General features: G+C 54.4%; 12 protein-coding genes and 1 pseudogene. 2 read left to right on the forward strand and 11 right to left on the reverse strand.

Annotated elements, in window-relative coordinates; all coding sequences use genetic code 11:
• Positions 1 to 59: 59 nt before the first annotated feature.
• Both RT644_RS12075 and RT644_RS12080 read right to left on the reverse strand, forming a co-directional pair.
• A complete protein-coding gene (locus RT644_RS12075) occupies positions 60 to 755 on the reverse strand; it encodes a pirin family protein (protein WP_020455576.1) in 696 nt (231 codons plus the stop codon).
• A 123-nt stretch (positions 756 to 878) separates the two neighbouring features.
• Complete coding sequence (locus RT644_RS12080) at positions 879 to 1,916, reverse strand: oxidoreductase (RefSeq protein ID WP_313626818.1); 1,038 nt, start codon at positions 1,914 to 1,916, stop codon at positions 879 to 881.
• Between the two features lie 320 nt (positions 1,917 to 2,236).
• On the opposite strand from RT644_RS12080, the gene yhhY reads away from it, so the two are divergent.
• Complete coding sequence (gene yhhY / locus RT644_RS12085; protein WP_020455578.1) at positions 2,237 to 2,728, forward strand: N-acetyltransferase; 492 nt, start codon at positions 2,237 to 2,239, stop codon at positions 2,726 to 2,728.
• Between the two features lie 34 nt (positions 2,729 to 2,762).
• Here the strand turns inward: yhhY and ggt are convergent, their stop codons facing one another.
• Complete coding sequence (gene ggt / locus RT644_RS12090) at positions 2,763 to 4,520, reverse strand: gamma-glutamyltransferase (RefSeq protein ID WP_409521854.1); 1,758 nt, start codon at positions 4,518 to 4,520, stop codon at positions 2,763 to 2,765.
• A gap of 123 nt (positions 4,521 to 4,643) precedes the next feature.
• Between ggt and RT644_RS12095 the strand changes: the two genes are divergently transcribed.
• On the forward strand, positions 4,644 to 5,057 hold the full coding sequence (locus RT644_RS12095) for a DUF2756 family protein (RefSeq protein WP_020455580.1): 414 nt from the start codon (positions 4,644 to 4,646) through the stop codon (positions 5,055 to 5,057).
• On the opposite strand, the gene ugpQ is transcribed toward RT644_RS12095, so the two are convergent.
• The 8 genes and pseudogenes from ugpQ to livF form a co-directional block, all read right to left on the reverse strand.
• Positions 5,054 to 5,794 (reverse strand): glycerophosphodiester phosphodiesterase, encoded by a 741-nt coding sequence (ugpQ, locus tag RT644_RS12100; RefSeq protein WP_313626821.1) that lies wholly within the window; start codon positions 5,792 to 5,794, stop codon positions 5,054 to 5,056. The two genes, RT644_RS12095 and ugpQ, sit on opposite strands and share 4 nt — an antisense overlap.
• Positions 5,791 to 6,864: a sn-glycerol-3-phosphate import ATP-binding protein UgpC gene (locus RT644_RS12105; protein ID WP_017459562.1), complete on the reverse strand. Its 1,074-nt coding sequence runs from the start codon at positions 6,862 to 6,864 to the stop codon at positions 5,791 to 5,793. The genes ugpQ and RT644_RS12105 overlap by 4 nt, the downstream gene beginning before the upstream one ends.
• A 269-nt stretch (positions 6,865 to 7,133) precedes the next feature.
• Positions 7,134 to 7,979: a sn-glycerol-3-phosphate ABC transporter permease UgpE gene (gene ugpE, locus RT644_RS12110; RefSeq protein ID WP_020455583.1), complete on the reverse strand. Its 846-nt coding sequence runs from the start codon at positions 7,977 to 7,979 to the stop codon at positions 7,134 to 7,136.
• Positions 7,976 to 8,863, reverse strand: coding sequence for a sn-glycerol-3-phosphate ABC transporter permease UgpA (gene ugpA / locus RT644_RS12115; protein ID WP_020455584.1), 888 nt, complete (start codon positions 8,861 to 8,863; stop codon positions 7,976 to 7,978). Before ugpA ends, ugpE begins: the two co-directional genes overlap by 4 nt.
• Positions 8,864 to 8,962: 99 nt before the next feature.
• Positions 8,963 to 10,279: a sn-glycerol-3-phosphate ABC transporter substrate-binding protein UgpB gene (ugpB, locus tag RT644_RS12120; RefSeq protein ID WP_017459565.1), complete on the reverse strand. Its 1,317-nt coding sequence runs from the start codon at positions 10,277 to 10,279 to the stop codon at positions 8,963 to 8,965.
• Positions 10,280 to 10,586: 307 nt separating this feature from the next.
• Positions 10,587 to 10,685 carry a Hok/Gef family protein gene (locus RT644_RS12125; RefSeq protein WP_231943034.1) on the reverse strand — a complete coding sequence of 33 codons (99 nt, stop codon included), beginning with the start codon at positions 10,683 to 10,685 and terminating at the stop codon, positions 10,587 to 10,589.
• Positions 10,654 to 10,722, reverse strand: a pseudogene (locus RT644_RS12130) (DUF5431 family protein); the annotation flags it as partial. The gene RT644_RS12125 and the pseudogene RT644_RS12130, both read right to left, overlap by 32 nt.
• 287 nt (positions 10,723 to 11,009) lie before the next feature.
• The gene (livF, locus tag RT644_RS12135; RefSeq protein ID WP_044489515.1) at positions 11,010 to 11,723 is read right to left on the reverse strand and encodes a high-affinity branched-chain amino acid ABC transporter ATP-binding protein LivF; all 714 of its coding nucleotides are present in this window, start codon (positions 11,721 to 11,723) and stop codon (positions 11,010 to 11,012) included.
• Between the last annotated feature and the right edge of the window lies 1 nt (position 11,724).

An 11,724-nucleotide genomic window follows, 5' to 3' on the forward strand; every position in this document is an offset into this window, starting at 1 on the left:
CGGACAACGCGCAACCTTCCGGCCAAAACCAGGAGGTTGCGTCATTTATTTAACCAACATCATACCGGCGGCAGATCGAACAGCAGGATTTCACTGTCGCTATCGGCATGCACCGAGATAGCCTGCTCATCCCAAATGGCCAGACCATCGCTGGTGGTGGCTTTTGTCCCGTTGATAGTGACTTCGCCTTTCACCACCTGGATCCACACGCGGCGTTCAGCAGCAATCTGGTGTACAGACTGCTCATCTTTCAGCAGCGCCCAGCGGTAAAGCTCCATATCCTGATGCACTTTCAGCGAACCATCACGCGCATCCGGCGATAGCACCAGTTGTTTGCCCTGCACCGCATCAAAGCGACGCTGTTCATAGCGCGGCGTGATGCCGTTAGTTTCTGGAATGATCCAGATTTGATACAGGCGCAGACGGTCGGTTTTGCTCGGGTTGTATTCCGAGTGACGCACCCCAGTACCGGCGCTCATAATCTGGAACTCGCCCGCAGGAACCTGTTCTTTGTTGCCCATGCTGTCCTGGTGTTCAACCGCCCCTTCCAGTACATACGTCAGGATTTCCATGTCTTTGTGCGGGTGAGTGCCAAAGCCCTGGCCTGCATCGATAACGTCATCGTTAATCACACGCAGCGCCGAGAAGCCCATAAAATTTGGGTCGTAATAGTTGGCAAACGAGAAAGTGTGCCAGGAATCCAGCCAACCATGATTTGCATGGCCACGGTCATTTGCTTTGCGTAAGAAGATCATCTTGTTTACCCCCGTATGTTTTCGATGGAGTAAGTGTGGACGCAATTGACCAACGATCATAGAGGGTGAAAATTGACTCCTCTGTTCAAAAAAAATGAACAAGTTGCGAGGAGTCTTTTTCAGTTATTTCGCGAGGGTTATTGTGGCAGGAGAAGCCTGCTCAAAGGCGCGCTCCAGCAGTTCAAGGTTGGTCAGAACTTCAGATTCCTTGACGTAATTTGGCGCACCGTTTGAAAGCGTTTCGTACAGCGCATCGTAGACGCGGCCATAGTCACCCGTTTCCGGAGCTATCTCTTCCCGCACCGTTTCACCCGCCGCATTCACATATTCCAGAACGCCCTTGCTGTCGTCAGCGGCAAAACCGGGTTCGCCCGGCATGATATTGGCTTTCAGGCTGGTTTCCTGCTGGTCGATACCGTATTTAATAAACGACCCTTTGGTGCCGTGGACGATAAATTTCGGGTAATCAATCTTCACCAGATGGCTGGTTTTGACGATGGCTTTTAAATCGCCGTAAAACAGCTGGGCTTCGAAAGTATCATCCGGGTTGGCTTTATTACGCAGGCTGCGGATGTCATACGCGGCATGATCCGGGCGGCCAAACAGCGAAATGATTTGATCCATCGTATGCACGCCGAGGCCATAAAATGAGCCATCCTGCGGCAATCCTGGTTTAGTTTCCGCTACCGGGCGGTAGTAATCAAAATGGCTTTCAATTTCCACGATATTGCCGAGTTTGCCGCTTTCAATCGCCTTTTTCGTGGTGAGGAAGCAGGAGTCAAAACGACGATTCTGGTACGGCGTCACCGTCAGGCCTTTGCGTTTTGCCAGCTCAAACAGCGTTACCGCTTCCGCCATTGTCGGGGTGAATGGTTTTTCCACTAGCACATTTTTACCCGCTTCCAGCGCACGCTTAGCGTAGTCGAAATGGCTGTCGGCATGGGTACAAACGATCACCAGTTTGACCTGCGGATCATTAAAGATGTCGTCAATATCACTGGTGAAGTGAATGTGTTGATACTGCGGATGCTGCTCTTCCGGCTTCGGGTGGCGGCGAAAAATATGCGCCACATGCCAGCTGTCTTTGCGGTGCAGAACATACGGGAGGTGATAACGGGTGGTGCTTTTACCAAAGCCGATAAAGGCGCAATGTAGCGTCATAATCCAGTCCTTATCAAGTTGACTCTCACAACCATAGCGCATCTGCAAAGAACGTGTCCCTGACCCTTTTCCCAAAAGGGCGGCAAACGGGAAGGCAAATCGCAGATAAAAAAAAGCCAGCACGCGGCTGGCTAAGAAATACTGGAAGCAATGTGAGCAATGTCGTGCTTTCAGGATTACCGCAACGGTTTCCCTGAACGCATGGCAATAATAATCATTATCATTCGCACTTGTCCACTTTTTTTTGCAAAAAATGGCAGTTGACGCTTCACCAGAAAGCCAGGAAGGTAGCTGTCTATCCCATCAACAGGAGAAGCAGGATGAGCAAGATAGTGGTACGCCATGCCGAAGCGCGCGATGCAGAATCTTTACGTCAGTTTTATGCGCAACCCGAGGTGTATCATAACCTGCTACAGCTACCTCATCCCCCTGCTGAACTGTGGGAAGATCGCCTGAAGCCGCAACCCGGCCGCCGCCAGTTGGTCGCCTGCATTGACGAGCAAGTTGTCGGAAACCTGACGTTAATGGTGGAACAAAATCCGCGCCGTAGCCATGTCGCCTTTTTTGGCATGGCGGTATCATCGGCGTTCCAGAACCGGGGCGTCGCCAGTGCGCTGATGCGTGAAATGATTAACCTGTGCGATAACTGGTTGCGCATCGAACGCATTGAGTTAACGGTGTTTGCTGATAACGCCCCCGCGCTCGCCGTGTACCGTAAATTTGGTTTCGAGATTGAGGGTACAGGCAAGCGTTATGCGTTGCGTAACGGCGAGTATGTTGATTCGTACTATATGGCACGAATGAAAGGCTAAGAAATTCCTCTCCCCAAACGGGGAGAGGAATTGTTCAGTATCCGGCGGTTAAATCATCCACCGAGCGCGGATCCGACGCGCCATACAACGTACCGTCCGGCCCGACCATAATGCTCTGCGTACTGCCCATCGCTTCCTTAACGGCTACTTTTTGCCCTTTCTGTTCAAGCAGTTTTAACGTGTCCGGGCTAAAGCCTTTCTCGACGCGCAGTTCATCCGGCAGCCATTGATGATGAAAACGCGGCGCGTTGGTAGCTTCGGCGACATTCATACCAAAATCGATGCTATTCACCACCATTTGCAACACTGTTGTGATAATACGGCTACCGCCTGGGCTGCCGGTGACCAGCCAGGTTTTACCATCTTTCAGCACAATGGTTGGCGACATTGAAGAGAGCGGGCGTTTGCCCGGCCCAATCGCATTCGCATCGCCGCCCACCAGCCCGTAGACATTCGGCACGCCCGGTTTGGCAGAGAAATCATCCATTTCGTTATTCAGCAGAATGCCGGTATTGCCAGCAACAATCCCGGTGCCGAATACCGTATTCAGCGTATAAGTGACCGCAACCGCATTGCCATCTTTATCCACCACCGAGAAGTGCGTGGTTTGGTTACTTTCGTAAGGCTCCAGCTTGCCGGGGCGGATCTGGCTGGAGGGGCGCGCTTTGTTGACATCAATCTGCGCGGCGATCGATTTGGCGTACTCTTTGTTGGTTAACGCCTGCCACGGCACTTTGACAAAGTCCGGATCGCCCAGATATTCCGAACGGTCGGCATAGGCATACTTCTCCGCCTCGGTCACCACCTGCATCGCATCCGCACTGCCAAAGCCGTACTTCGCCAGATCGAAGTTTTCCAGGATATTGAGGATTTCCACGATATGAATCCCGCCTGATGAGGGCGGTGGCATGGAGTAAATCTCGTAACCGCGATAGCTGCCGCTTATCGGCGTGCGCTCCACGGCTTTGTAGTTGGCTAAATCCTCTTTGGTGATAAGCCCACCGTTTTTGCTCATCTGCTGGGCGATTTGCTCAGCAATCGCGCCTTTGTAGAAGGCGTCCGGGCCTTTCTCCGCAATCATCTCAAGGCTTTTGCCGAGATTGCTTTGCACCAGCTTGTCGCCCTTTTTCAGCGGCTCGCCATCTTTCCAGAAAATGGCTTTGCTGGTTTCGTGGTTGGGCAACACTTCACTGCCATAGGTTTTCAAATCACCCGCCAGCGCATCGTTCACCACAAAGCCCTGTTTCGCCAGCTTGATGGCCGGTTGCACCACTTTGTTCAGCGGCAGCGTGCCGTACTTTTCCAGCGCCAGCGAGAAACCTGCAACGGTGCCGGGCGTGCCGGACGCCAGATGAGAAGTCAGGGATTTTTTACTGTCCGGGTTGCCCTGATCGTCGAGAAACATATCGCGTGTCGCGCCAGCGGGGGCCATTTCACGGAAATCAATCGCCGTGACTTTCCCTTCTTTGCTACGAATCAGCATGAAACCGCCACCGCCGAGGTTACCGGCCTGCGGATGCGTGACTGCCAGTGCGTAACCAACCGCCACCGCTGCATCCACCGCGTTACCGCCCTGCTTGAGAATATCGACACCGACGCGCGTGGCAGTTTCATCCACCGAGGCAACCATGCCCTGTTTCGCTACAACAGGATGAAAGACATCGGCTTCAACCCCGTAAGATACCGGAGGCGGCGCGGTCGCCTGCCCTTCTGGCGGCGCCGCCGCAACGCCAAAACATCCTCCCGCCATCAGCGCGGCAATCGCCAGCCAACGCGCAAACTTCTGTTTCATCATCGTCGTTCTCCCGAGTAAGGGCTACAGTCCCTGCTTAAGCCTGGTTCACAACTCTTAAAAATGCATTGTCACGAATGAAAGCGAGTAAACTGATAGGAAACCTCAATGGAGGACAGGACGATGAAACGATTACTGATTCTGGCGGCGCTGCTGCCCTTTAGCGCCTTCGCACAGCCATTAAACACCACCAATGATCCGCACCAGCCGGGGTATGTGATCCCAAGCCAGCAGCGAATGCAGACGCAGATGCTCAACCAGCAGCAACAGCATCAAGGAATGCTGAAACAGCAGATGCAAACGCAAACCCAGCTGCAACAGCAACAATTGCAGATGCAGATGAATAACAATTCCCAACGGGTAAGGCAGGCGCAGCCGGGGGAGCTCAATCCCGGCGGCCAGCAAGTGCTCCCCAACAACAGCCCCGGGATGCTCAGCGGGGGAACAACTAGCAGCGGTATGACGCAGCAACATATGCTGCCGCAAACGCAAAACGGCGACATGCTGCAAAGCACATCGCCGTCGACAACACCTTAGTACTGGAAGTGCGGCCCGATATCGTCAATTTTATCGGTGCAGATACAGTCGACGCCCCAGCGGAGCAGTTCCGCCGCCCGTGCGGGCTGGTTGACGGTATAGACCAGGATGCGCAAGCCCGCATCGCGCAACATGCGTACGCGGGCTTCATCCAGCAGTTTATGGTTAAGATGGATCGATACGCAGCCCAGCCGTTCGGTGAGCACCTGCCAGTCATCACGCCACTCATCGAGCAGCAGGCCGCGCGGCAGTTCCGGCGCGGCTTGCTGCGCCGCTTCCAGCGCATCAATTTCAAACGATGAAAGCAGCGGCGGTGTCATTCCGGCCCACAGATCGCGCGCGGCCAGCGCCACCACTTTACCGGTGAGCGCCCCGGTGCCGGTGGTCGGTTTAATTTCGATATTCGCCATCATGCCGTGCTGGCGACAGCGCTCGGCCACCTGGGAGAGCAGCGGCAGCGGTTCGCCTTTGAATTCACCGCTGAACCAGCCACCTGCATCCACTTTCAGCAGATCGTTCCACGCCAGTTCGCCCGCGACGCCCCAACCGTTACTGGTACGCTCCAGATTGTCGTCATGCAGCAGGAAAATCTGCCCATCTTTCGACAGCTTGGCATCGAACTCAATCATCGTGTGCCCGTAACGCGCGCCAACATCAATGGCAGCCAGTGTGTTTTCCGGTGCCAGTTTACCGCCGCCGCGATGGGCGACAATGTGGGGATATGGCCAGTTGCTCATACTCGTTGTCCTGTTTCACCATCAAATAAGTGCAGGTGATTTTCCGGCAGATGGAGCCATAACGTGCTGCCTGCCGTCGGGCGATCCTGATGCGACAAACGCACCACCAGTTTCTGCTCGCCCCAGCGACCATGCGCTAAGTTATCCGCGCCGAGGATCTCCAGCGTGTCCATCACCAGCGGTACACCGCCTGCGGCCTGTGAGCTTAGCGCAATATGTTCCGGGCGGATACCCAGCGTCATCTTGCGACCTGCATACCCGCGATAGTACCAGTTGATCGGCAGCGCCATGCCGCTCTCCAGTTCAAAGTGCGTACCGGCGCTGCTGATACGGCCATCAAGCAGGTTCATCGCCGGGCTACCGATAAAGCTCGCCACAAAGCGGCTGGCGGGTTTTTCATACACCTCAACCGGCGTACCGATTTGCTCCGCCACGCCTTTATTCATCACCAGCACGCGCTGCGCCAGCGTCATTGCTTCCACCTGATCGTGGGTAACGTACAGTGAAGTGGTGTTCAGGCGACGATGCAGTTGTTGCAGCTCAAGGCGCATTTGCACACGCAGCTTGGCGTCAAGGTTGGAAAGCGGTTCATCGAAGAGAAACACCGCTGGATCGCGGACAATCGCGCGGCCCATCGCCACACGCTGGCGCTGGCCGCCAGAGAGTTCGCGCGGGCGGCGTTTTAACAGGCCCTCTAATTCAAGAATACGCGCCGCTTCCGCGACACGCCCGGCGATATGCTCTTTGCCCATGCCGCGAATTTTCAGCCCCCACGCCATATTCTCTTCCACACTCATGTGCGGGTAGAGCGCATAGTTCTGGAACACCATCGCGATACCGCGATCTTTGGGTTCCATTTCGGTGACGCGCTGGGTATCAATCCAGATATCCCCGCTGGTTACGCGCTCCAGGCCTGCGACCATGCGCAGCAGCGTTGATTTACCACAGCCCGATGGGCCAACCATCACAATAAACTCACCGTCTGCGACATCCAGCGTCAGCGGCTGGATAACCTGGGTTTTGCCGCTGTCCCAACTCTTGGTGACCGCTTGTAATTTTAATCCTGCCATATAAGGTTGCATCTCTTGATTGTTCGTGAACGTCGCTGGCGGCCATTTTTGCCCAAGGCAAGGCGCGAGCGGCGAAGTTTGGTGGGCCCAAATAAAACGCGAGTAACGCAGCTTTGGGCAAAAATGGCCCCAGCCCTTCGGGACGCGTGCCGAAACCGCGTACTCTGCGTTGTCGGATTTGGACATAGGCCCACTATGTCCATCATCCTCCGCCTTGATTACGCGGTTTCGGCTCAGCGTCGACGTCACGCACAATCAAGGGATACAACCTACTTCTCACTGTCGACCAGGCCACGCACAAAGGCGCGCTGCATGGCTAAAACGATAACGACCGGGGGGATCAACGTCAGCAACATCGCTGCCATGACCTGGTTCCATTGCGTGGTGCTTTCACCGCTGGCAATCATGCTTTTTACCCCCGCCACGGCGGTGCCAAGATTGACGTCGCTGATAATTAGCAGCGGCCATAAATACTGGTTCCAGCCGTAGATAAAGGTGATGACGAACAGCGCCGCGAGGTTGGTTTTTGACAACGGCAACACGATGTCGCGGAAAAAACGCATTGGCGATGCGCCATCAATTCGCGCGGCTTCCATCAACTCGTCCGGCAAGGTCATAAAGAACTGGCGGAACAAAAACGTTGCTGTTGCAGAGGCCATCAGCGGCAGCGTCAAACCGGTGTAGCTGTCGAGCATTTTCAGGTTTGCAATCACTTCCACCGTTGGGAAAATACGCACCTCAACCGGCAGCATCAGCGTGCAGAAGATCATCCAGAAGAAGAGGTTACGCAGCGGAAAGCGGAACCAGACAATGGCGAAGGCAGAGAGCATCGATACGGCGATTTTGCCGACGGTGATGACAAACGCCATGATGAAGCTGTTGGTCAGCATCAACCAGAACGGCGCGCTATTCGCGCCAATACCGTTGACCCAGATGTTGCGCAGGTTCTCCCACAAGTGGGTGCCGGGGATCAGCGTCATGGGCGTGTCGTACACGGCGTTGATATCCAGCGTCGCCGTTACGAAGGCGACATACAGTGGGAACAGCACCACCGCAATCCCGAGAATAAGCATGATATGGCTGAATAACGTCAGCCCGGGGCGATTCTCAATCATTGGTAGCGCACCTTACTTTCAACATAGCGGAACTGGACCACCGTCAGCACTATCACCAAAAACATCAGCACCACCGACTGTGCCGCAGACGTGGAGAGATCCAACCCGGCGAAACCTTCGCGGTAAATTTTATAAATCAGCGTCGTCGTCGCCTGAACCGGGCCACCTGCTGTCGCGGCGTCGATCACCGGGAACGTGTCGAAAAAGGCGTACACCAGGTTAACCACCAGCAGGAAAAAACTCACCGGCGCAATGAGCGGCAGTGACAATTTGAAGAAGCGACGGATCGGCCCGGCACCGTCAATGGCGGCGGCTTCAACCAGTGAGCGCGGAATTGACTGCAAAGCGGCAAAGAAGAACAGGAAGTTGTAGCTGATCTGCTTCCATACCGAAGCAAAAACCACGAGGAACATGGCCTGGCCGCTGTTTTGCGCATGGTTCCAGTCATAGCCAAACTGCGCCAGAAAATGGGTAAGCAAGCCGCGACCGGGGTTAAAGAGAAAAATCCACAGCACAGCGGCAACCGCTGGCGCAACGGCGTAGGGCAGCAGCATCAGCGTTTGATAAATGCGACTGCCGCGCACCACGTTATCCACCAGCGCGGCAAAAAACAGGGAAACCAGCAGGCCGCTGAACGTCACCCACGCGCTAAAGCGCATGGTGGTCCAGAAAGAGTCCAGGTAATAGCTGTCGTGAAACAGCGCGACGAAATTATCCAGCCCGACAAACTGGCTGGAGAGGCCGAACGGATCGACACTTTGTACCGAATACCACAGCGCTTCAGCCGCAGGCCAGATAAAGAAAATAATGGTGATAGCCAGCTGCGGCGCTACTAACACGTATGGGAGCCAGCGCGAACGAAACACCGGACGGGATGAGGACATAAGCAACTCTTTTCTGATAGGCCGGATAGCAACGGCCTACCGTAAAGTAGGCCGTCTTTGTCTGCCGGATAAGCACTTTTCTCCCGGCAAAACACTACATCAAGACTTGGTGGACTGCTCGAAGCGGCGCAGCAGCTGGTTACCACGCTCAACGGCGGAATCGAGCGCCTGCTGCGGGGTTTTCTTACCGGTCCATACGCTTTCCAACTCTTCATCAACAATGGTACGGATCTGCGGCATGTTGCCCAGACGCAGACCTTTGGTGAACGCCAACGGCGGCTTGTTCAGCATCTGACGCGTAGCGATATCTGCGCCCGGGTTCTTGTCATAGAAGCCCTCTTTACGCGTCAGATCGTACGCTGCGGTAGTGATCGGCAGGTAGCCAGTTTTCTGGTGCCACTCCGCTGCGTTTTCCGGTTTTGCCAGGAAGTCGAGGAACTGGGCAACGCCTTTGTAAGTGGCATTGTCTTTACCCTGCATCACCCACAGGCTTGCGCCGCCGATAATGGCGTTCTGCGGCGCACCTTTCACGGTGGCGTCATACGGCATCATGCCAACGCCATAATTGAATTTGGCGTAATGGCGAATATCTGCCAGCGAACCAGAAGAGGCAGTAGTAATGGCGCAGTCGCCGTTATAGAACTTCTCAGTGGACTCATCTTTACGCCCGAAGTAGCTGAAATCGCCTTTTTTGTTCAGTTCTTCCAGCATGGCGATGTGTTTCACCTGCTCCGGCTTATTGAACTCCAGTACCGCGTCAGTACCGTCAAAGCCGTTGTTTTTGGTCGCAACCGGCAGACCATGCCAGGCGCTGAAGTTCTCAATCTGGATCCAGCCCTGCCAGCCGCTGGCGTAGCCGCATTTCATCCCGGCCGCTTTCAGCTTGGCGGTGTATTCGGCCAGATCCTGCCAGGTTTTCGGCGGCTGATCCGGATTCAGACCCGCTTTTTTAAAGGCGTCTTTGTTGTAATACAGCACGGGTGTAGAGCTGTTGAACGGCTGAGAGAGCAAATGACCCGTTTTAGAATCGGTGTAGTAACCCGCAACGGTCGGCACAAACTGGCTTTCATCAAAGTTGATGCCCGCGTCTTTAAACACCTGGTAGACCGGTTTGATCGCTTTAGACGCCATCATGGTGGCGGTACCGACTTCGTAAACCTGCAAAATCGCCGGTGCGTTACCGGTACGGAAGGCAGCGATACCCGCGCTCAGGCTCTGCTCGTAGTTGCCTTTATAGATCGGTACGATTTTGTAATCCGGGTGGGTGTCATTGAAACGTTGCGCCAGGGAGTCAACTTCTTTACCTAACTCCCCTTCCATCGAATGCCAGAACGGAATGGTGGTTACCGCCATGGCGTTACCTGCAAAGACTAACCCCATCGCCAGACCCAAAGCTGTATGTCGTAACGTTGTCATTGTGCTCTCTCTTGTTATGCGGATGCGCGATTTCACGCGTTTTTATGCTCGCGAGGTAACATGACATGCTCGAATTACAGAAAAATAACCATTTAATTACAAATAGATGACAGCCAAGCGTCAGGAAAATGTCGCCAGGATGATGGTACGGTGAAGGAAAAATGGCGGTTAATGGGACGGCCATCGCGCTTTAGAAAGGAAAAAGGGCTTCCCTGTTAAACAGAGAAGCCCTTTGTAAAGGCGCTTAGAGGTATGCACATTACCGTTTCCCCTGAAAAGGCAGGGATTTCTCCCTGCCTCCAGGTTGCTACTTACCGGATTCGTAAGCCATGAAAGCCGCGACCTCGCGGAACCCATCTTTGTAACGAATTTCGCACAGCGATTTCCGTGTCAGATAAGTGAATATCAGCAGTGTGAAACACACGATAAACACGCACCAGATAAGGGTTCCTTGCGGTAGCTTCATAACCTGCGGCTCCTTGCCTTTCGGCGGGTAAGAGGCTACTCTACATGTGACTAGCATATAGACAGGCCTCGTTGGTTAATTGAAAAATGACCTTCGGGGCTTTCTTCTTTCTGCCGCACAACTTTTTACCGTCATGAGGCAAAAAGCCTCAAGCGCCACCCGCATCATATCCCATCAAGCCGTCTGGTCGCATCGCAGGAAAACGTTTTTAAGACAAAAAACCGGCCCTTGCGAGACCGGTTTAAATGCTATTACATCAAGAAGTTACCCGCCCAGGTAAGCGCTGCGCACCGCTTCGTTCGCCAGTAACGCGTCGCCGGTATCTTCCAGCACTACATGGCCGTTTTCCAGCACATATCCGCGATCGGCGAGCTTCAGCGCCTGGTTAGCGTTCTGCTCCACGAGGAAGATGGTCATGCCCTCTTTTCGCAGTTGCTCAATGGTGTCGAAAATTTGCTGAATAATGATCGGCGCAAGACCCAGCGAGGGTTCATCCAGCAGTAACAAACGCGGCTGACTCATCAGCGCGCGCCCAATCGCCAGCATCTGCTGCTCACCGCCGGACATGGTGCCAGCCCGCTGGATGCGGCGCTCATGCAGGCGCGGAAACAGTTCATAAACCCTTTGAATACGCGACTGATACTGCTCACGATCGGCGAAAAAACCGCCCATCGCCAGGTTCTCTTCCACGGTCATCCGCGAAAAGACACGGCGACCTTCCGGCACAATTGCCACGGCTTCGCGCATGATCTTCGCGGTCTGCCAGTCGGTAATATCTTTGCCATCAAATACAATGCGCCCGCTGCTGGCGCGCGGATCGCCGCACAGCGTGCCAAGCAACGTGGTTTTCCCCGCGCCGTTGGCACCAATCAGCGTCACGATTTCGCCCTGGTTAATATGCAGGCTGACATCATGCAGCGCCTGGATTTTGCCGTAGTGAGCGCTAACTTTGTCAAAAGATAACATCGCCTTTTCCATC

This window comes from Kosakonia sp., from assembly GCF_032104925.1.
Taxonomy (GTDB): Bacteria; Pseudomonadota; Gammaproteobacteria; order Enterobacterales; family Enterobacteriaceae; genus Kosakonia.